Source organism: Pedococcus sp. P2_A3 (assembly GCF_056405035.1).
Genome location: NZ_JBFUCW010000015.1, coordinates 56262 through 75972, shown reverse-complemented (window position 1 = coordinate 75972; position 19711 = coordinate 56262). Strand labels below are relative to the sequence as shown.

Sequence of the window (19711 nt, the reverse complement as noted above, 5' to 3'; positions counted from 1 at the left end):
AAGCGAATGCAAGGGAGGAGATCGCGATGGAGGTCGTGGGGAGGGGGGAGGGGTCGATGGACGCACTGCTGACGGTGGAGTCCGAGGTGCGGGAGCTGATCCGCCGCTCCGGCCTCGACCCGGCGCGCGATGTCGGAGAGCTCGATCGGCTGGTCCGGGACGCGGTGGCCGACTACGACGAGCGGTCGCTGCACGGCAGCCTGCCGGCACTGCCCAACGTCGACGACGCGGTCAAGTCGGTGAAGGACGCGGTCGCAGGTTTCGGGCCGTTGCAGCAGTACTTCGACGCCCCGGACGTCGAGGAGATCTGGATCAACGAGCCCTCCAAGGTGTTCGTCGCCCGTGGGGGCGTCGCAGAGCTGACCACCACCATGCTGACCACCGACGGCGTCCGCGACCTCGTGGAGCGCATGCTCAAGACCAGTGGGCGCCGGGTCGACCTGTCCAGCCCCTTCGTCGACGCGGTCCTGCCGGACGGTTCTCGGCTGCACGTGGTCATCCCCGACATCACGCGGACCCACTGGTCGGTCAACATCCGGAAGTTCGTCGTGCGTGCTGCGCACCTCGACGACCTCGTGGGTCTCGGGACGCTCACTGCCCCGGCGGCGCGCTTCCTGGGTGCGGCGGTGGCGTCCGGTCTGAACATCCTCGTCGCCGGAGGCACCCAGGCCGGCAAGACCACCCTGCTCAACTGCCTCAGCGCGGCGATCCCCCCGAGGGAGCGGGTGGTGACCTGCGAGGAGGTCTTCGAGCTCAAGATCCCCTTGCGTGACGTGGCTTCCATGCAGTGTCGACAGGCCAGTCTCGAGGGAACCGGTGAGATCCCGCTGCGTCGGCTGGTCAAGGAAGCCCTGCGGATGCGGCCGTCCCGGATCATCGTCGGTGAGGTCCGCCAGGGCGAGAGCCTCGACCTCCTGATCGCCCTGAACAGTGGTCTGCCGGGGTATGTCAAGGCACAATGTCGATATGACCAAACGAGCGGCCATCTACTGCCGCATATCCCAGGACCGCGAGGGCGCCGGCCTTGGCGTCGAACGGCAGCGTCAGGACTGCGAGGCGCTCGCCAAGCGCCTCGGTTGGACCATAGTCGCGCAGCACACCGACAACGACGTGAGCGCCTACAGCGGCAAGTCGCGGCCCGGATACCTCGCTCTGCTCGACTCGATCCGCAGGGGTGAGGTCGACGCGGTGCTCGCATGGCACGAGGACCGCCTGCACCGAGCGCCACGCGAGCTCGAGGACTACATCGACGCGTGCGAGCCTCGCAGGGTGGTGACTCACTTCGCCCAGGCGGGTGAGCTCGACCTCGCAACGGCGTCGGGGCGTATGACTGCACGCATCCGCGGGGCCGTCTCCCGTCAGGAAAGCGAGCATAAGAGCGAGCGAACCCGGAGGGCCCAACGTAAGGCGGCCGAGGCGGGCAAGTGGTTGGGCGGCGCGCCACCATTCGGCTGGAACCTAGTCGGCGACGGCAGCGCCACCTTGAACCGACGCGAGGCGCGCGAAATTCGCGAGGCCGCGAAGTCGCTTCTTGCTGGCGCGTCTCTTGGATCCATCGTGGCCGACCTGAACACCCGCGGTGTCACGACGTCGACGGGAAGGCCGTGGAGCTACACGAGCTTGCGGCAGGTGCTCACGCGTCCCCGGAATGCGGGACTGTCGACTCTCAACGGGGAGATCGTCGGCAGGACGACGTGGCCTGCCATTTTGACCGAGGACACCTGGCGCGCGGTCTGCGCAGTGTTGGAGAACCCCGACCGGCGCAGATCCACGAGCAACCGTGTTCGCTGGCTCCTGGCCGGCATCGCGGTCTGCGGCAAGGAAGGGTGCGGCGAGCCCCTGCGTTCGGCCACGGTGGCGAGCAACCGCGCCAGAGGGACCAACCGCACGGTCTACCGCTGTCGAGTCGGTGGCGGTGGGCACGTCGCCCGGTCTGCCGAGCCGTTGGACGAGCACGTTGAGGGCATCATGCTCGGGTTACTGGCCCGCCCGGACTTCATGGCAGCGCTGGCGACCCGCGAGGACTCACCAGACGCCGAGGGGCTGCGGCTCGAGGCCGTCAGCATCCGCGCCAGCATGGGGGAGGCTGCCGACCTGTTCACCGCGCACAGCATCACGGGCGCCCAGCTGGCCAAGATCACCAAGGGGCTACAGGACCGACTGAGCGACACAGAGTCCGCGATGGCCCGCGCCGCCCGAGGTAGTGCCCTCGCGCCGTTCGTGGGCCGTGATCCGGCCAAGGTTTGGAAGGCGCTCACGATCGACAGGAAACGCGCCGTGGTCCGCGAGCTGATGACGATTACCGTGCTTCCTTCGGGCAAGCGTGGCAACGTCTATGACGGGGACCTAGTCAAGATCGAACCGAGGGGAGTCCACCAATGAGCCGCCGTAGACGTGTAGAGGATCAAGGAAGAGGTTCGGTCCAGCCGATGCAGGTGGTGGTCGACCTCCTCTGCGAGAAGGGGCACTTCGTTGGGATCGCGCTCAAATATCTTGACCCGCATCCGAAGGCAAGCGAGTACCGCCAAGGCAACGGCCTGCACTTTGAGCAGTCCGGGGAGTCTGAGCGCGTCCGCGGGACCTGCGGGGAATGCCGCGCCGATGTCGTCGTGCGTTGGGATCGTGTCCGCGCCCTACTGGATGACAACGAGGTGCGCGGGCGACACACGGACGAACTACGTCCCTAGTTTCACTTGCTACTGCCTGTAGCATTTGCAGCAATAGCCCCACCGGGCCGGTTCGGCAGCCGATTAGAGCCGAGGTTAGGTGCCTCTCAGCGGAGACACGGATAGCACTCGCTGAGAGGCATTCCTATGTCTTCACGATCCCTCCGAGGCCGTCTGGCCGCTGAGAGCAGACACCGACCGACCGAAGACCACACCGACCTACGCCGCGAGCTCAAGGCCGAAACCCTGGCCGAGCACATTGCCAAGACCGTGGCCGCGTGGCCCCCGCTCCTTCCCGAGCAGCGCGACCGGCTCGCCCTGCTCTTGCGGGGCGGTGAAGCACATGGCGACGCCGCCTGACGCTCTCCTCCCTCGCGACGACTGGGAACGTCACCTGCACGGATACCTGCGTGGATTCGCGGATGGCATCGAGCGCGGCCGACAGCAGATGGACGAAGAGCTCGCCACCATCCAGCGCACCGCGGCCGAGGTTGTGCACCGTATGGCCGACCTGGAGCCACGAGACGCGGATGCGGACGAGGCGGCAGCATCTCGGCGCGAGGCCAGGTGGCCCAGGTGAACCGCGTCTACGTCTATGGCCTCCGCGAGAGCCCGCGCTACAGCTTGGTCCGCGGCCATCTCGGGCAGTGGCTGAAGGCCGAGCACATCCCCGCCATGTACTCGATCACGTACAAGGGCTGGCACATCCGCACGGAGCGCATCGGTGATCTCATCGCCCGAGCCGAGCACGCCGGCTACGAGGTACGGATGAAGGGCGAGCTCCGGTGAGCGTCCGACGCATCGACTTCGGCGGGCGCGACTGGTCCGCACACAGCCAAGACCACTGGCTCGACAGGGCTGGCGACCACAGATTCCCCGACTACCTCCGCATCGTCTTCGTCGCTTATGGCCGCCACAGCGCGAACGGCCACGCCAAGCTCGACCGCGGCGAGCTGGCCTACTACCTGATCCGCGAGGACGGCTCCCTGCCCGACCGTCGAAGCATCTACCGCAGCATCCAGAAGGCCGTCGACCTGGGCCTGGTCCTCGACGTCTCCCACGCACTCTGCCTGGTCGTGAGTAGCCACGACGTGCAGGGCGGCAGGGGTAACCCGGACGCTCGATGCCGACGCGATCACACGAGGCGCCAACCGCGAACGACTACCCGTGAGGTAGTCACTCAGCCGCGAACGACTACCCCCACTGTGGTCACTCAGCCGCGAACGACTACCCCCGACGTAGTCGTTCCGTGCTCGGCCTCTCTCTCTTCTACTACCCCAACCACCCCCGAACTCGAGGCCTCCTGACATGCCAACCAACGCGCCAACCATCCGGTTCGTCCACGCCCGCCGATGCACAGGCGAGGAGTTCACCGAGGAGACGCGGCCGAACGGTGACGTCAAGCGCACCTGTCTCGGGTGCGACAAGTACCTGATCGTCTACCTGGACAAGCGCCGCGGCCCCAAGCGCCCAGCCCTTCCAGTCACCGGCTACGTCTGCCGCGATCACCACCACCAGCCAGTCACGTGGCGAGGCACGGGATGCCCGGAGTGCAGCCCATGAATCGCCACGGGGTAGGGGCCAAATCATCTCTACGTCAAGACAGGCCGGACGACTGCTCCGGTAGTCGTCCCCACACAGATGGTCTGCGCAAGCCCGTTTTTCAGCCTCAGGAGGCCCCAAGATGACCGCTAGGAAGTCGCTCTACGACCCTGCCGGCTCGGCACTGTGGGATGCCGTCGTGGGCGCCTACGAGCTCGACCCCGCCGAGCGCGCACTTCTGCACCAGGCATGCCGCACGACCGACGAGCTGGCACGCATCGAGGTCGAGCTCGCGGCAGGCGCCCTCACCGTGCGCGGCTCGATGGGCCAGCCGGTGCCGAACCCGTTGTTCGCCGAGCCGAGGGCGCACCGCAAGGTGCTGGAGTCGTTGTGCCGTTCGCTGGCCCTTCCGCTCGAGGGCGAGCAGGCAGGCGAGGTCCGCCACCCCCAGCAGCGCCAGGCCGCACGGACCAAGCACCGAGGCAAGGCGTTGCGCTCGCTGCGAGGGGGCCGTGATGGCGCGGCGTAAGGGCCAGGGCGCCCAAGCCACGGCCGCCGACGTGCTGGCCGAGTTCCCGCGCCCCGCTGACGAGCGGTGCGTCTGCGAGATCTGCGAGCCCAGCCTCTCCACGGCCGAGCGGAACCGGCTGCGCCGCGGGTGGGACCAGGCCCGCCGCGACCGCTACACCCGCGCCAGAGAGCTCGGCCTCAACCCCCTCGACCTATTCGCACTGATCTGAGAGGCCAACCCAGTGACCGTCAACGCCCACGACCAGGACGATCCCTCGAGCATCGTCAACTTCCTCGACGCGCAGATGGAGGCGACCCTCCTGACCTGCCGGCACTGCCGCGTCACGGCTGAGCCTGTACCCGCCAGCGGCACGCGCTGGGTCGTCGGTATCGACCACGAGCCGGGCTGTCCTGAACACGCGGAAGCCTAGATCCCTGTCTCGGATACGAGACATGCGCTATGATGGGGCTGTAGGACAAGCCGTTTCGATCGTCGCCGCGAGATAAGCCGCGGCCGCCGCCCTTCGGGGCCGCCGCCGCCGCCCAAGCTCCCCGCATTCGCCGAACGGCACGAAGAGTCCCGCGCGCGCTTGGCCGCTGCCTGCAGGCCGCATAGCGCAGCCCCTTTCCCTCTCGTGCCCGCCGCAGATGCGGCGCGGCACATATGGACAGACATCGAGATCCGAGATGTCCGCAATCCTCGAGGCCAAGACCGCGATGCGGCAGCTGGCCGAGCAAGCCCAGGAAGTCACCAAGAACCCCCGTCTCCGACCGGAGACCAAGACCGCGAAGCTCGACGAGATCGAGGCCGCGATCAAGGCCCACGCAAAGACCATCGAGATGCACGAGCAGGCAGGCCGCCTTGCAAGCGGCGGCTCATCGGCCGACTCGATGGAAGGCGTTGGGGCGTACACCGGCAAGTCGTTCGGTCTGCCGTCGCTGGCCCCCGACGACGAGCAGGTCAAGGCACTGCACCACGCGGCCACCACGAAGCAGTCGCTTCGCGTGGAGGTCGGCACCAAGGCGGCGTCGGACCTCGGCTCCCTCCTGCCGTCCAGCCTGGTCCCTGGGATCCTCGCGTTCCGGCGTGAGCCCACCCGCGTGGCGTCCCTGTTCCCCACCGTCGCCGAGTCGGCGCCGAGCTTCGAGTACATCCGGCATACCGGCAACAGCAGCGGCGCAGCGGCCACGGTGGCAGCCGGTGGGGCCAAGCCGGAGATCGTGCCGACCATCGACCAGGTGACCGCCACCATGCGCAAGATCGCGGCCCACCTCGGCGTGGTCGACGAGTCCTTGATGGACTTCGCCTCGACGGCCTCCTACTTCTCCTCCGAGCTCACCCAGGCCATCATCGCCGCGGAGAACACGCAGCTCCTGTCCGGGAACGGCACCGCGCCGAACCTGCAGGGTGTGCTGACCACGACGGGCGTCCTGACTCGCACACAGGCCGCGGCGCCCGAGACGGCGATCGACACTCTCGAGCTCGCGTTGAACGACCTGCGAGTTGGGTCCTCGTTCACTGAGGCAACCGGCTTCGTGATGAACCCCAACGACTGGTCAGCGATCCGGCTCCTGAAGGACACCCAGAACCGCTACCTCCTGGGCGCTCCGGCCGAGAGTGACGGTCTGATGCTGTGGGGCAAGCCGGTGGTCCTGACCACCAGCATCACCGCCAAGACGGTCCTCGTGGGCGACTTCGCCAGCGGAGGCCAGGTTCGCTACCGCCAGGGCATCACCCTGGAGACCCAGAGTGCCGGCACCGACTGGACGAACAACGTCACTCGGTTCCGCGCCGAGGAACGCCTGGCGCTGGCAGTTTTCAGGCCGACGTGCTTCGTCAAGGTGACGCTGTCTTGACCGGCCGCACCAAGGCCACCGCCGACGCGGAGCCCAAGGAACCCACCGTCAAGGTCACACCGGCCGCCAACTGGCAGGTGGCCCACGAGGGCACCGTCGCAGGCCCAGGCGAGTCCATCAGCGTCCCCAAGTCCGTCGCCGAACGGTGGCGGACCGCGGGGCTCATCGAGTAGCGCAGAACGTCCCACCGCGGTGTTTGGGCGCCGAGGTGGGAAAGCCGGGCCGAGCGTCTCGCACGGGTGTCCTGAGCACTCACCCGAGGCGACGACGAAGCCCGACGCCAGGTGCCCCCGAGCCCCAAACAGGTTCGGGGGCACCCAAGGCAGCCAACGCGTTGCGTCCCCACGCTCGCCCCGAACCCAGCACAGGAGCTCGACATGACTCAGTACAGCTTCAACGCGGAGACCGGCACGGCCGGGACCGCCGTCACCGCAGGCAACTCGGGGATGACCACCACCACGACGCCCACGGACCAAGTCCTCACCATCTCCTCACCCAGCGCCATCGGGGACTGGTCCGACCTACAAGGAGTGCCGCCTCTTCTGTGTGGTGGGCCCCCGTCTTGTGACCCAGGATGGGGCCGTGAATCTCCTCGACTTCCTGCGTGCGCGCATCACGGAGCAGGAGATCCGCTGCAGGACGCTGCTCGATACGGCCGACCTGTCGCCGGCGGCGCGCAGGGCGCTCACCGTGGCCCTTAACGACTGTGACGCAAAGCGCCGGATCATCGAGGTTCAGGCGGGGTGGTTCTCCGATGACGAGGAGGAGGTGCTCTCGTGGGAGCTTATGGCCCTGGCATACACCTACTCGGATCACCCGGAGTGGCGCGCAGAGTGGGCCCCTGTGAGCTAGCGCGAGGATGCCTTGTCGTATGTTGTCGGGCGCCCGCATCGAACCTCTCTTACCGTGCCCTTACTGCATAAAGCCGGGGAAGTCGGGTAGGCGGCAAGTGGGCTGGGAGGGTCAAACAGTCGGCTCTCTCAGTTCGCGGGAACTGGTTCGACGCTGCCCGTCTCGAGGACGTGCTGCGCGAGCACGGACAGCTTGACGTTGTTGTCCTGACTCGCCTTGGACAACAGGCTCCAGGCCTCGTCGAGGCTGACCTGCTGGCTGTTCATCAGGATTCCCAACGCGACACCGATCCGGCGACTGGTGTGCAATGCCCGCTCCAGATGCTTGGCCCGGTCGTCGTGGTGGGCTACGCGCAGCGTGCCAGCAGCAGTAGAAGCAAAGATCGAGAGCAGGGTCTCGTGTTCGGGTGAGAACGCATGCGGTCGGGCGGCGTAAACGTTGACCGCGCTTACGACATTAACGCCCACGGGCCGGACCGCGGCCACCATGCTGCGCATGCCGAGCCTGCTGGACGTCGTCTGCCCGAAGCTTGGCCAGCGCGTGTCAGTGGTGAGGTCGTCGATGCGCACCCCGTCGGTGGTCTGGTCTGCGTCGAGGCATGGCCCCTCTTTGGTCTCGGCTTGGATCTTGTCGACCATGCTCGGCACGTCGCTGGTGCTGGCGACAGACGAGAACTTGCCGCCGTTCACCGTCGTGATGGATGCGTGGTCACCCTCGACTACCTTCATCGCGAGTTCGCACAGCGCCGCGAGGGCATCTCGGTGGTCGTCCTGCATGTGCGCAAGCCGCGCGACCTCAGCGAAGTCGTCCAACATCTGCCAGGTCTCGTCCAACTCCCGGGGCATCAGGTGTTTCCTCTCTGCCCCTCAAAGCGGGCGGGTGCCAACCTCAAGGCGTCTGCTCTGCTGATTCAACTATGTCCGCCGCGAGATGTCACATTCGTCAGACGCACCAGTCAAAGGCGCGTAGGACAGGTGCGCGATGCCATGGACGTGGCCCCTCCCTAGCGTTGGGAACGCCGCCGGGCAGCCCCCTCACCCACCGGCGGCCCCTACCCCACCCAACATCCCTGCTGGGTGGGGTAGCGGTCGGCACTAGCGCGCCCCCTCGACCCCGGGGGCCGGGGGGGGCGCGCAGAGACCATCCTGCCATTGCCAGGCTGGCCGTGCATATGCCCAGTTCGGAGCATTGCAGCTATTTCGGGTCCGAGCGCACAATGGCTGCGGGTAGAGGTGCCCCACGCCGGAGGGGTTAGGGGGAAGGCGTGGGGGGCCTTGATTGCTTTGCCGCGGGTACTATGCTGACGCATCGCGGTCATCGGCTTTGTCCCCTCGGCCGATTGCGTAGCCGCCCCGCCTAACCCCCTGTAGGGCGGGGCGGCGCCACAACGCAGACGGTCCCACTGTGCACAAAACGCGTGGCAGTGGGACCGTCTTGACGTCGAGAGATCAGCGGAGCAGGTCCACCACGCTGACACCGAGAGCATCGGCGATCACCTCGACGACGTCCACGTCGAACGGTCCACCGTGGCCGATAGCGCGCACCAGGCCGCGGTGAACCGCTACCGTCGTCGGCGTGTGGCCAGCCGCGAGTGAGGCGGCCTCGATCGTCCTGGCAGCCACCTCGACGGCGTCCGTGGGGCTCAGCTGGTTGCCCCCGCCGCTCCACACCGTGACGACCTTGCGGCCGCCCTCGACGTCGACGTTCACGAAGGCACCAGCGACGTTCGCCTCCCACTCGCAGCAACCCGGGCCGGACTCCTCGTGCAGGTGGTGGTTGCACCACAGCTCGTGCTTGACCTCCGTCGCCGTAGCGGTCATGACGTCGCCTCCCGTGACGTAGCCCGGACGCCGACTGCGAGCACCTGCAACGATCTGATCGCGCGCTCGATGACCTCAAGGGAGGTCGAACGCGGCCCTGCAGGCATCTCGGTCATGACCTCGTCGGAACCCTCGCCGTCCATGTTCAACGCGATGACGAGGAGCCCGGAGGCGTCCAGCGTCGGAACGTAGGTCTTGGTCTTGCGACTGCCCACCTTCAAGGCGGTGTTGAGGTCGCCCGACTCCTGCCACCAGACGTCGACGTCGCCTTCCTGCACCCGCAGTTCGCGGGGATCAATGGTGATGTGCACGGTGGTGTCCTGCATGCTTGTGCTCATGGTCGTTCATCTCTCTGCTAGGTGAATCGGTCTAGGCCCTGGCCGGCGACTGCTTCACCGGCTGGGGCCGCACCCGTAGGTGCTGTGCGCAAGCATTACTTGCGCTTCCGGGCATGTGCACGATCCACGCCAACAGCGCCCGCGAAGCCATCACGAAGATGTGCACGCTGCCCCTGCTGGCCGGTGAGAACGTCGGGAGCAGGTTCGTGCTTCACACCTAGACACACCATCGATGTGTGATGCAGGACTCTCAATTGCACTGAACCGTGTGCCCCATGTCAAGCGTGCGAAGTCTGGATCACAAGCCATTAGGTTGCGAAGTTTGGACGACGCTGCTCCCCGAAGACCATCACCTGGCGCCTGACCGCGGCTCCGCAGGCACGCTCGGGCCTAGCTCGGGTGGGAGGCAGGAGTTTTAGTCGCGCGTGTGGCCAAGGGATGCGGCGCGCAACTCATGACGATGCCAGCCGATACAACTCGCTGGCGGTGGGCCAGGTGCGGGGTGCAGAGGTCCGCGAGATGTTGGCCGCACTCAGGGTTTTGCATAACTCTTGTCCGTTGTCCGATACGGGCGAGCCTGAGACTTTGCGAGTCAACATGAGACTCGCGTGAGACTCCCCGCGACGAACTTGAGACTGGTTGTGCGTGTCCGGGTCAGGCCACTTAGGGAGTTGTCGGGCGCGAGCGGGAGCCGTGGAGGAGTTTGTCCGATCCGGGCAACTATGCGAATTTCTGACTCCACTTTGCGATCCGCGTGCGAAATCACGGGTCAGTGTGCGAACAAACGGGGGTGCGTGTCCGATCCGGGCGAACTTGGGCCTTCCCGACTCAGATGGGGACTCGCATGGGACCTGAGCGCCCATCTTGGGACTTGGGACTCGGCCTTATGCCGATTCGCCCACAAGGCTGAATAGACTCCGTCGCAGCGTGACCCGCGGACCGCTTGCCTCCGGGCTCACGCCTACTTGTCGCACCGGACGTCCGCGGTCACTTTGGTGAGCGCGACCATGGCGCGTTCGATGGCTGCGACGAGCCCTTCGTTGGAGTTGCCGAGGCTTGACGCACCACAGTCGCCGCAGCCAGCGGTTTCCCACGGCTGGAAATCGGGGTGTGTCCCGGGCCGAGTGAGGTGCAGGGTGACGCCGCTTGGGCTGATGCGGATATCTACGGGGATGGCGGCGGTGACCCAGAGGTCTTGGTTGCCGCAGTCGCAGGTGGGGTGGTCGGTGCTCATAGTCGATTCCTTGGGTAGGGCTTGTAGTCCCCGCCTATATCGGCGGGCACGTCTGCCGGTTGACCGGGTGGAAGCCCTGGCGACTGCGCTGGGCGTCATGGGCTCATGTGGTGGTGATCTTGGCCTGCGCCAAGGCGGTGAGTGCTGCGGCGCGGGCGCTCTGAAGTGGGTTGGGGAAGTCATTCGCGGTCGCCTGGCCGCAGGAGGCGCAATGGGCATCCACTCGCGCGATGCTCCCGAGGACCTTGTCGATCTTGATGGTCGCCACGGATCGTGCGACCTGGACGGGGACGGGGAGTGTGGCGATGACCGTGAAGGTGTCGCTTCCGCATGGGCAGGTCAGTGGGTTGGTCATGGGGTTGGTCTCTTTCCGAGGTGATGGGCTGTTATGAGGCGGTCACAGCGGTGTATCGGCAGAACCTCGCGGGTCGGGAGCGTCCACGAAGAGGGATTCGTGTCGCCCTCTCCCGTGCCGGGCGGGCATCTGGGGCCGACGACGTGCTGCATGCGCGGGGGAGAGGCGGGTCCACAAGCGTGCGGTTGGGCACTCGCTCTGCCGATAGGAGGGGTATGTCCATGCCACCTGCTTTCGATCTCCGCTATCAGTCCGAAGAGCGTGCCAACTGCGAGCCGTGGAACTGGTACACGCTCGATGACTATCTCGAGGGCGGGTTCTTCGGCCGTCCGGACGTCGCTCAGGCGTGGATGGATGCGGATATCTACCCGCACCAAGCGCGCCTGTACGAGGAGTTGGGCTTGACCCCCCAGGATGCGTGGGACTGGGTCATGGTGCCGGAGGCCGTGCGGTCGTTCGTCGACGGCGGCTTCACCGAAGAGGAGGCGTGGGACTGGGCCAACTTCGAGATCTTCGGTTACGAGACGATGTTCTGGCGCGAGGGTGGCTTCACGCCGTGGGAAGCGCACGTCCTCAGGGATCTTGGGAAGCCGGTCGCCCAGGCCGTTCTGTGGGCCGTGACGGGCCTGTCGCCCGCCGACGCGTTCGACCATGCCAGGGACGGGGCCAACCCGGCGGACTTCCTGTCGCCGCCTGACCTGGAGGGGTCGTGGGCCGCCCTGCCTGATGACTGGGACGGTCGACTTCACCAGGAGGTGCTGGACGACTGACCCGGGTCCACGCCCGGGAGCATGCGCCGCCACCACGTTCCACAAGACTGACCGCGGAGCAGGTTCGGCCCATGCCCATCAGTGCCGATAAGACGATCATGACCATCAACTCGCCCCTGGATGACTTGGATCGCGCCTACGTCGACTCGCCATACTCACTCACAATCTGTCGGGAGGCGTACCTCGAAGCGACCGACTACGAGTGGGCGGACGCGCAGCGGTGGTTCGCTTGCGGCTTCACCCCGGTGGACGTGCGACGGTTCATCGTGATGGGCATGGGCCCTGAGGAAGCGCAGTCATGGGGTCTCAACGCGTCCATGGTGGAGCGGTTCCGGGCTCTCGGCTTCACGAAGAGTCAAGCGCGGGAATGGGCTCTGGCTGGGCTCTGGCCCGACCACGCCATTCACTGGCGCCGTCGGGGATTCACTAGCCAGATGGCACGGCTGGTAGTCGAGCACAGCCACAGCCCTACGGCCGCACTCGGGTGGACCCTCGTGGCAGCGCAACCGGACGAGATCGTCCACCTCGCGTGCATCGGCCGGAAGCCGGGGCCCATCCTTGCCCAGCAGTCGGCCGACCGCGCAGGAGCGCCAGCGTAAACCGGGTCTGCCCCCAGCCTGAGCCGCAGCGCTCATGGAGGCCGGGCTACAGCTGCGTCGGCGTGCCCAGAAAAGTGATCACGTGCCCAGGAAAAGTGCACGCCACGGTCCGGAACGCCGACGCGTCGTGTAGAGCGTCAGCCACACCTATCGGGTGGTCCACGGAGTGTCCCGCGGCCGCCCCGGACGAGCCTGCGCCCACCTCGTGGGCTGCATCCGGCAAATGATTGGGAAAACCCAATTCGGGCGCATAAATGGCAATCGCCGAGCGCCCGGGGTCCGGCCGTTGGTTGCCTATCTTCCCCTCGGCAGTCCTGATGGAGGGCCCTGCGTCCCGTCCGGTTCGCCTGCCGATAAGTGAGTCATGTTCAAGAAGCCCGCGCCGAGCGCCCCCACCGAGACCCTGTCCAGCCCGTCCGACAATCCCAGCCGCTGGCCGTGGGATCTCATCGCCGACGCAGTCCCTGCCCTGCCCTGCGGAGCCGTCACCCTCATCGCCATCAGCGACGACCACCCATTCCAGTCCCACACCGCGACCGTCGGCGACCTAATGTCCACGATGGCGCGGGGTCGTAATCCACTCGCCCACGTCGCGGTCGGTGAGTCAGACGGGGTGACGGCCGAGCGATTCGCGCAGTCACTCAACGAGGAGACGAATGGGCTGGTCGCCGCATACGTGGACCGCGACTACAAGGTCATGGCTCGCCTCGGCGACGGGGGCGGGTACGTCTACTCCTGTGGGATCCCGTCGCTGGACAACGTCGAACGGTTCCTGGCCGCTGAAGATCCGGGAGCCGAGCGGCTGGTGATCCTGGACGGCTTCGAGCGTGCGCGCCCCTATCCGGCTGCTGGCCCGTCGCCGATTCCGGATGGGGTGCCGGCAACCCCGGAGGATCTAGACGCCTGGAGGACGGCCGACCTTCGTGCCTTCGCGGCCGCCAGGCCGCACGTCCCAACCGTCGTCGTGTGGCACGGGGCTGAGGTCGAGCGTGAGGGTGCCAAGAGGTCGATCGGGGAGGCAGCCGACCTCGTCCTGCTGCATAAGGTGGGCCACGACCGCGACTGGTTGTYTGTCAGCGTGCGGTCCCAACGTGTCCGCTCAGACCACCCCGCCTGAATAGTTCGCCTGTTAGAAGGGCCACCGACATCGTGCAGAGCACCGTCGTTCTCGACACCTTCGAGTGCGCCCGTCCGGACCCGGCTGTGGGGCCTGCCTCCAGACGCACCGTGGCCCGGACCCACAGGGCTGACAAGCAGCGGACCACCGATCTGCGTGACTTCGCCCGCTCGCGCGGTCACGTCAGCGCTTGGCTCCGCCGATGGGTGACCACATGGATATGAACACTGATGTGTATGAGTTGCGGTACTGGGTTGAGCGGGCTGCTGAGGCAAATGACCCTTTCGGCCTGATCGAGTATCTGAAGGAGGGCCTTCCCGCGAGCTCTGCTCCGGCGTGGTGTGAGGCTGCGATTCCGCCACAGATGGCGCGTGACTTTGAAGCGTTGGGTCTGGGCCCAGAAGAGGCGGAACGCTGGGGTGTGATACCCGTCGTCGTCAGGGAGTTCCTCGAAATGGGTTTCGATGCTGACTGGACCCGGGCCTGGCGTAACGCCGTCGGTTTCACCGCAATCGAGGCGGCGGCGTGGCGAGATGCGGGCCTCTCGATCGCCGACGCTCAGGTGATGTGCAACGCCGACCGCGTTGGGACCGCAGTGATGCTGCAGTTCGCCTTGGCGGGCATGCGTCCTACCGAGGCGATTTCTTCGATTCTGACTGCTGCTCCTGACGCTCCACAGGCTGAGTAGGCCCCGGACGAGCCACCGGTAGCGCTTCTTGGTGAGGCTTCGCGCCCTGTGGCTCGCCCGGCGCGTCCTGCGATCATGGACCCACTGGGGCGTCACCGGGCTCCGCCCGGGCACGCACTTCATCTACTTCCCCGACCCAAGTGGTCCTTCATCGTGGCCGTCATCGCCGGAGCCGCCGGCGTCCTGTCGCTGACCTCAGCCCGCACCGGCGGCCTGTCGGGGGTGTTCATCTCCGTCACCACGGTGCCCGCCGCCGGGCACATTGCCCTCTGACTGGCGTTCGGAGCCAGCCGTGAAGTGTGGGGAAGCACGCTGCCGGCGACCTGCGAGTTCTCGCCGACATGGGCGGGCAGCAAGACGGCCGCGACCGCCTGGAGGCCCTAGGACCGACCGAACGTGCACGCTTGGTGTTCGTGGACCCGACATCCCGGCGCCTGGAGTTCCGTCATCCGCTGACTCGGTCCGCTGTCGTAGGGCTGGCGCCAGACGCCGAGCGACGCCGGGCGCACACCACCCTCGCAGGCCGCCTGATCGCGGACCCTTAGCGGCGGGCTTGGCAGCTGGCTGCGGCTGCCCTCGGAGCGGACGAAGCGGTGGCTGCGCTCCTTGAGGAGGTGGCTCAACGAGCTGTCGACCGCGGAGACCCCGTCGGAGCGGTAGCCGTCTTCGTGCGCGCCGCTGACCTGAGCCCCCTGCGCACCAACAAGTTCAGGCGCATGGCCCGAGCCGCCTACCTCGGCGCGAACGTCACCGGCGACCTCGGCATGGCACCCCACTCGCTGGACGAAAGCGCCCTGGAGCGGGATCCGGACGCTTCCCTGACGATGACCCTTGCCGCTGCGGCGCAACTTCTCCATCAGGACGGCGCCCTCGACACCACCTACCGGCTGCTGGTCAACGCAATCGAGATGCACACCGGCCCCTTCCGAGCTGACGACCAAATCCTTGTGGAGGTGCTGCACACCCTGCTGCTGATCTGCTACTTCGGCGGACGTCCCGAGCTGTGGGAACCCTTCGACACCGCGATGGCCCGGCTGGAACCAGAGCCACCCCTGGACCTACGGCTGATCAGCGGCACCCTGCGAGACCCCGTACGAACCGCTGCGGGCGTGCTGGACGACCTGGAAGCCGCAATCGCCAGGCTGAACCGGGAACAGGACCCCGCCCACGTCCGGCGCCTGGGCATATCTGCCGTGTTCGTCGATAGGGTAGGCGGCTGCCGTCAAGCGTTGTGGCGGGTCGTGGAGGACGGTCGCGCGGGAGGGGCAATCACCTCCTCCATCGACGCCCTCTTCCTGCTGGGCAATGAGGACTTCTTTACCGGCGCCTGGGAGGACATGGACGAGGTCGTCTCCGAAGGACTGCGTATGTGCGACGAGCTCGGCTACCGGATGCTCGAATGGCCCGGACAGCATCTGCGGGGCATGGTGGCGGCTGCTCGGGAACACGATGCGACGGTCCAGTGGACGACCGACCGGATGGCCGCGTGGGCCTTCCCACGCCGCGTGGGCTCGGTCCAGGGCTACCTCGCCAACATGGCCTGTCTGGCGGCCCTGACGCGCGGGGACTACGACGCCGCATACCGCCACGCATCCAGCATCAGCCCAGCGGGGGAACTGCCGTCGCACTCGACACTCCCGCTCAGGGTCATCCTTGATCTCACTGAAGCCGCCGTCCGATCCGGTCGGTCAACTGAAGCCGCTGCCCATGTGGCCGCCCTCGAGGAGGCCGGGGTGGGAAGGTTGTCCACCCGCCTTCAGCTGATGACGCTCGGCGCTGCCGCCCTGGCCGCGCCCCCTGACGAAGCCACGCGGCGGTTCGAGGCAGCATTGGCCGCACCGGAGGCACAGCAGTTCCCGTTCGAGCTCGCCCGCATCCAGTTGGCCTACGGCGAACATCTTCGACGGACCCGGCACGCAGCCGCTGCCAGGACCCAGCTCACGCAGGCCAAGGACGCCCCTTGGCCGGCTGCTGACGCGGCCCTGGGCCGACCGGGCGGCGCGAGAGCTCAGGGCCACCGGCAAGGCCCAACCGGGCCCGCATGTTGGGCAGAGGACTCTCTTGCCGAGACCTTGACGCCGCAACAGCAGCAGGTCGCGGAGCTGGCGGCATCCGGACTGACCAACAAGCAGATCGGGGAACGCTTGTTCTTGTCGCCGCGGACGGTTGCGACTCACCTGTATGAGGTCTTCCCCAAGCTCGGCGCCACCTCCCGGGCCGCGCTGCGCGACGTCCTCGCCAAACAGCTCGGCGAAGCAGAAACGACGGACACTACGGAACGGTCCTGACTTCTCTGCACCAGCTCCCTGTGGTGGCCGGCGCCTTGGTTGATTCGGGGATGGCTGGAGCGCAGCCCGGCCGTTGACTTACCGGCGACTGACCTGCTCCGACCCCAGTCATCTGACGCACGCGACGTCACGCCGCCTGCTCCTAGCGTCGAGGAACCTCATCGGCCCTCACTAGGAGAACATCATGAGCATCAAGAGCCCTAGCCCTACCATCGCGCTGGTCCACGGAGGTTTCGTGGACGGTTCGGGTTGGCAGCCGTGCACGACCTGCTGCGCGCTGACGGCTACAACGTTGCCGTCGTCCAGAACCCGACCCTGTCGCTGGAGGGCGACGTGGCCGCCACTCACCACGTGCTCGACGACTACGACGGCCCCGTCGTGCTCGTGGGCCACTCCTACGGTGGTGCGGTCATCACCGAGGCCGGCACCCACCCGCAGGTGGAGGCACTGGTCTACATCACGGCGTTTGCCCCGGACCAGGGCGAGTCCGTCCAGACCCTCATCGCCGACCCGCCCCCCGGCGCGCCAGTCCCGCCAATCCTGCCGCCCCGCAACGGCTTCCTCGCACTGGACACGGACAAGTTCGCTGACTCCCTCGCCGCGGACTTGAAGCCGGACCAGGCCACGTTCATGGCCAACTCCCAGGTGCCCTGGGGTCTCGAAGCCCTAAGTGGCGTCGTCAGCACCCCGGCCTGGCGGTCCAAGCCGAGCTGGTACCTCGTCGCAAGCGACGACCGGATGATTCCGCCGCCTGCCCAGCGCGCAATGGCCGAGCGCGCAGGCGCCCAGGTCGTGGAGGTGCCCGGCAGCCACTCGGTCTACGTGTCCCAGCCCCAGGCCGTCGTCGACCTCATCCGAACGGCGGCCGAGTCGCTCAACCAAGGCTGACCTACGGCCGCGGCCGCGGCCATGAAGGCAGGCGTACAAGGCACGCCTCCCAGCCGTACGTGGACACAAGTCGGCGCGCCCGACCGCGTCCCCCGGTGAGCATGCCCCCGTCATGCGGCAAACGCCGCGAACAAACGCGACACAGTGCAAGGAAAGTTGGAGACCACCATGGGTACCAATGATGTTTCACGCCGCCAGGCGTTGGTGGCGGGCGCGGCCTTGGCCGGGTCCGCTGCACTGACCGCCACCGCCTTCGGTGCCGGACCGGCAGCCGCTGCCACTGCTCACCGCTCGAGCGGCCAGAGCGGGCAGAGTGCCAAGCCGACCATCGTGCTGGTGCACGGTGGCTACGCCGACTCCTCGTGCTGGAACGACACCATCGCCCAGCTGCAAGGTGCGGGCTACCCGACCATCTGCGGATCGAACGCGCTTGCGCGGCATCCCGACCGATGCCCCTACATCGCCAGCCTGCTGGACTCCATCAGCGGGCCTGTCGTGCTCGTCGCACACTCCATGGGCGGAACCGTCATCACCAACGCCGCGGCAGGCAAGGCCAACGTCAAGGCCCTGGTGTACATCGCCGCGTTCGTGCCCGACGTCGGCGAGACCCAAGGGGAGCTCATCACCAAGTTCCCCGGCAGCGAAGTGGGACCCGTCAGCGTTCCCGTGCCCTGCACCAACGCTGACGGGACCACCGGAACGGACCTGTACCTAGGTCAGAACGGCAAGGCCGCGTTCGCCGCCGACATCTCCACGTCGGCGTTCCGGGTGCTGCAGGCCACCCAGCGGCCGTTCGACGCCGACTCGTTCATCTTCCCCACCACCGCCGCCGCGTGGAAGACGATTCCCACCTGGGCGTTGGTCACCGGCCGTGACAAGGCCATCCCACCGGCAGCCCAGCGCTTCATGTACGCCGGGCGAACGCACGCAAGATCGTCGAGCTGTCGACGTCGTCCCACGTCGCCATGCTCAGCCACCCCCGAGCCGTCGCCGCCCTCATCATCGACGCCGCCAAGGCAACCAGCTGAGCAGCCGCCCCTGCGCCAGTTCGCCACAGCCCCGGCCCGTCGAGCACGGGCCGGGGCACCCGTGCTCCCACGCGCTTCCCAGTGTGCCTCGATGACCCGTCGTCATCGGTTGGCTGTCACGATGACCAGGCGCTGCGCCCTGTCTCAGTGTTTTCGCGAGCGCGGGGCTGGTGCGTCCTTGGGGGTCGCCAGGGTCGGCGGCGGGCGCTGGGCTTGGGGTCGAGTTCGTCGAACGGGAAGGCATGGAATAGGGGGAAGACCTGCATGACGACGCGTCGTTACCAGGGCCCACGTGTGTGCGGAGCGACGGTCGTTCTCTGGCACGCGCCACATGTTGTGCTCTAGGCTGACTGCTAGGGCGAAACGGCTCGAGGAGGGGAAAGTGCGGAGCTGGAGAACATCGGCTTGGTCGCTTGCCGGGTCATGTCTTGTGGCTGGAGTGATGCTGTTCATTCCAAACACGGCGTCTACTTGGCCAAATGCCAACGTTGGAGGAGGAGACCCCGCCATGGGCAACGATGCGGGCGGACACGCTAAAGAGAAACCGTTCACGACCCCGGACCCCACCCGGGAGGACCTCATCGGTTGGCCGGTCGGTGCGAACGCGCCACGGCAGGTTGTCCCCACACCGGACGTCTGTTCAGATGCGCGGGCACACGGGGGCATTTGCATGACTGACGACCCCAGCAAAGCACCGAACTGACGAAATTCTTGGGGTCCACCACTCCGTTCTTTTTCAGTCCGCCATGGGGCGGTAGAACGGGTAGCCGGCCGGCATGGGTCCGCAACACGTCGTGGTGTCGCCGTTGAAGTCCTTGATCTTGGACACGTCGATGCCCAGTAGTCCGTTGCCTCGCGCGATACTTTGCTCGATCTCGTACGCCACGTAGCGGCTCTTGTTGGTGGTGGCGCCGACCAGCACGACGGTGACACTGGTGTTCAGCAGCTGCTGATCGATCCATGCCTTGACCGCTGCCGAGCCTTGACGTTCAAGTTTCTCGAACTCGGCGGCATCGATGTAACCACGGGCGGCGCGGTCCCGGGTGAGCCAGCTCTGGCGGACGACCATAGCGCGCGTGACGTCTTCGTACTGGAAGCTGAAGAAGGTTCTGCGGGTCAAGAGATCTCCTGGGTCGAGTGGTCGTGACAATTCAATGCT

The 19711-nt window shown here is 66.8% G+C and carries 27 protein-coding genes and 2 pseudogenes; 22 read left to right on the top strand and 7 right to left on the bottom strand.

All coding sequences use genetic code 11. The features are described 5' to 3' along the window. Window positions 1-56: 56 nt before the first annotated feature. From AC1DX8_RS13130 to AC1DX8_RS13075, 12 genes and pseudogenes are all read left to right on the top strand, one after another. Window positions 57-944, top strand: a pseudogene (locus AC1DX8_RS13130) (CpaF family protein); the annotation flags it as partial. Window position 945: 1 nt separating this feature from the next. Continuing rightward, the gene (locus AC1DX8_RS13125; RefSeq protein ID WP_477630366.1) at window positions 946-2382 is read left to right on the top strand and encodes a recombinase family protein; all 1437 of its coding nucleotides are present in this window, start codon (window positions 946-948) and stop codon (window positions 2380-2382) included. Between the two features lie 47 nt (window positions 2383-2429). Continuing rightward, on the top strand, window positions 2430-2687 hold the full coding sequence (locus AC1DX8_RS13120) for a hypothetical protein (RefSeq protein ID WP_477630365.1): 258 nt from the start codon (window positions 2430-2432) through the stop codon (window positions 2685-2687). Between the two features lie 126 nt (window positions 2688-2813). Then, complete coding sequence (locus tag AC1DX8_RS13115) at window positions 2814-3026, top strand: hypothetical protein (protein ID WP_477630364.1); 213 nt, start codon at window positions 2814-2816, stop codon at window positions 3024-3026. A 216-nt stretch (window positions 3027-3242) separates the two neighbouring features. Next, the gene (locus tag AC1DX8_RS13110) at window positions 3243-3455 is read left to right on the top strand and encodes a hypothetical protein (RefSeq protein WP_477630363.1); all 213 of its coding nucleotides are present in this window, start codon (window positions 3243-3245) and stop codon (window positions 3453-3455) included. Then, window positions 3452-3973 carry a hypothetical protein gene (locus tag AC1DX8_RS13105; RefSeq protein ID WP_477630362.1) on the top strand — a complete coding sequence of 174 codons (522 nt, stop codon included), beginning with the start codon at window positions 3452-3454 and terminating at the stop codon, window positions 3971-3973. Before AC1DX8_RS13110 ends, AC1DX8_RS13105 begins: the two co-directional genes overlap by 4 nt. Window position 3974: 1 nt before the next feature. After that, window positions 3975-4229, top strand: coding sequence for a hypothetical protein (locus AC1DX8_RS13100; protein WP_477630361.1), 255 nt, complete (start codon window positions 3975-3977; stop codon window positions 4227-4229). A gap of 121 nt (window positions 4230-4350) precedes the next feature. Continuing rightward, a complete protein-coding gene (locus AC1DX8_RS13095; protein WP_477630360.1) occupies window positions 4351-4737 on the top strand; it encodes a hypothetical protein in 387 nt (128 codons plus the stop codon). Continuing rightward, a complete protein-coding gene (locus tag AC1DX8_RS13090; RefSeq protein WP_477630359.1) occupies window positions 4724-4948 on the top strand; it encodes a hypothetical protein in 225 nt (74 codons plus the stop codon). The genes AC1DX8_RS13095 and AC1DX8_RS13090 overlap by 14 nt, the downstream gene beginning before the upstream one ends. 12 nt (window positions 4949-4960) lie before the next feature. Continuing rightward, on the top strand, window positions 4961-5149 hold the full coding sequence (locus AC1DX8_RS13085) for a hypothetical protein (RefSeq protein WP_477630358.1): 189 nt from the start codon (window positions 4961-4963) through the stop codon (window positions 5147-5149). 256 nt (window positions 5150-5405) lie between these two features. Continuing rightward, window positions 5406-6575, top strand: coding sequence for a phage major capsid protein (locus AC1DX8_RS13080; RefSeq protein ID WP_477630357.1), 1170 nt, complete (start codon window positions 5406-5408; stop codon window positions 6573-6575). Then, window positions 6572-6748, top strand: coding sequence for a hypothetical protein (locus AC1DX8_RS13075; RefSeq protein WP_477630356.1), 177 nt, complete (start codon window positions 6572-6574; stop codon window positions 6746-6748). Before AC1DX8_RS13080 ends, AC1DX8_RS13075 begins: the two co-directional genes overlap by 4 nt. A 209-nt stretch (window positions 6749-6957) precedes the next feature. Here AC1DX8_RS13075 and AC1DX8_RS13070 read toward each other — a convergent pair whose 3' ends face one another. Beyond that, the gene (locus tag AC1DX8_RS13070; protein WP_477630355.1) at window positions 6958-7080 is read right to left on the bottom strand and encodes a hypothetical protein; all 123 of its coding nucleotides are present in this window, start codon (window positions 7078-7080) and stop codon (window positions 6958-6960) included. 77 nt (window positions 7081-7157) lie between these two features. On the opposite strand from AC1DX8_RS13070, the gene AC1DX8_RS13065 reads away from it, so the two are divergent. After that, complete coding sequence (locus AC1DX8_RS13065) at window positions 7158-7427, top strand: DUF6221 family protein (RefSeq protein WP_477630354.1); 270 nt, start codon at window positions 7158-7160, stop codon at window positions 7425-7427. A gap of 128 nt (window positions 7428-7555) precedes the next feature. On the opposite strand, the gene AC1DX8_RS13060 is transcribed toward AC1DX8_RS13065, so the two are convergent. From AC1DX8_RS13060 to AC1DX8_RS13050, 3 genes are all read right to left on the bottom strand, one after another. Next, complete coding sequence (locus tag AC1DX8_RS13060; protein ID WP_477630353.1) at window positions 7556-8272, bottom strand: ANTAR domain-containing protein; 717 nt, start codon at window positions 8270-8272, stop codon at window positions 7556-7558. A gap of 603 nt (window positions 8273-8875) precedes the next feature. After that, window positions 8876-9247 (bottom strand): hypothetical protein, encoded by a 372-nt coding sequence (locus AC1DX8_RS13055; protein WP_477630352.1) that lies wholly within the window; start codon window positions 9245-9247, stop codon window positions 8876-8878. Continuing rightward, on the bottom strand, window positions 9244-9585 hold the full coding sequence (locus tag AC1DX8_RS13050; protein WP_477630351.1) for a hypothetical protein: 342 nt from the start codon (window positions 9583-9585) through the stop codon (window positions 9244-9246). The genes AC1DX8_RS13055 and AC1DX8_RS13050 overlap by 4 nt, the downstream gene beginning before the upstream one ends. A gap of 104 nt (window positions 9586-9689) precedes the next feature. Here AC1DX8_RS13050 and AC1DX8_RS13045 point away from each other — a divergent pair. Further along, window positions 9690-9803 (top strand): annotated as a pseudogene (locus AC1DX8_RS13045) (ATPase, T2SS/T4P/T4SS family); the annotation flags it as partial. Between the two features lie 743 nt (window positions 9804-10546). On the opposite strand, the gene AC1DX8_RS13040 reads toward AC1DX8_RS13045, so the two are convergent. After that, window positions 10547-10819: a hypothetical protein gene (locus AC1DX8_RS13040; RefSeq protein WP_477630350.1), complete on the bottom strand. Its 273-nt coding sequence runs from the start codon at window positions 10817-10819 to the stop codon at window positions 10547-10549. 103 nt (window positions 10820-10922) lie between these two features. Beyond that, entirely contained in the window at window positions 10923-11087 is a 165-nt protein-coding gene (locus AC1DX8_RS13035; RefSeq protein WP_477630349.1) for a hypothetical protein, read from the bottom strand. Window positions 11088-11395: 308 nt separating this feature from the next. On the opposite strand from AC1DX8_RS13035, the gene AC1DX8_RS13030 reads away from it, so the two are divergent. From AC1DX8_RS13030 to AC1DX8_RS12995, 8 genes are all read left to right on the top strand, one after another. Then, window positions 11396-11944 (top strand): hypothetical protein, encoded by a 549-nt coding sequence (locus tag AC1DX8_RS13030; RefSeq protein ID WP_477630348.1) that lies wholly within the window; start codon window positions 11396-11398, stop codon window positions 11942-11944. Between the two features lie 71 nt (window positions 11945-12015). Continuing rightward, entirely contained in the window at window positions 12016-12543 is a 528-nt protein-coding gene (locus tag AC1DX8_RS13025; protein WP_477630347.1) for a hypothetical protein, read from the top strand. A 364-nt stretch (window positions 12544-12907) separates the two neighbouring features. Continuing rightward, window positions 12908-13660, top strand: coding sequence for a hypothetical protein (locus AC1DX8_RS13020; protein ID WP_477630346.1), 753 nt, complete (start codon window positions 12908-12910; stop codon window positions 13658-13660). A gap of 202 nt (window positions 13661-13862) precedes the next feature. Then, complete coding sequence (locus AC1DX8_RS13015; RefSeq protein WP_477630345.1) at window positions 13863-14348, top strand: hypothetical protein; 486 nt, start codon at window positions 13863-13865, stop codon at window positions 14346-14348. 75 nt (window positions 14349-14423) lie between these two features. Then, a complete protein-coding gene (locus AC1DX8_RS13010) occupies window positions 14424-14621 on the top strand; it encodes a DUF389 domain-containing protein (RefSeq protein ID WP_477630344.1) in 198 nt (65 codons plus the stop codon). A gap of 395 nt (window positions 14622-15016) precedes the next feature. Continuing rightward, window positions 15017-16636 carry a helix-turn-helix transcriptional regulator gene (locus AC1DX8_RS13005; RefSeq protein WP_477630343.1) on the top strand — a complete coding sequence of 540 codons (1620 nt, stop codon included), beginning with the start codon at window positions 15017-15019 and terminating at the stop codon, window positions 16634-16636. Window positions 16637-16894: 258 nt separating this feature from the next. After that, window positions 16895-17524 carry an alpha/beta hydrolase gene (locus tag AC1DX8_RS13000; RefSeq protein ID WP_477630415.1) on the top strand — a complete coding sequence of 210 codons (630 nt, stop codon included), beginning with the start codon at window positions 16895-16897 and terminating at the stop codon, window positions 17522-17524. A 168-nt stretch (window positions 17525-17692) separates the two neighbouring features. Continuing rightward, entirely contained in the window at window positions 17693-18820 is a 1128-nt protein-coding gene (locus AC1DX8_RS12995) for an alpha/beta hydrolase (protein ID WP_477630342.1), read from the top strand. Window positions 18821-19288: 468 nt separating this feature from the next. On the opposite strand, the gene AC1DX8_RS12990 is transcribed toward AC1DX8_RS12995, so the two are convergent. After that, window positions 19289-19672, bottom strand: a complete 384-nt coding sequence (locus AC1DX8_RS12990; protein ID WP_477630341.1) for a TIR domain-containing protein — start codon at window positions 19670-19672, stop codon at window positions 19289-19291. Window positions 19673-19711: the final 39 nt, after the last annotated feature.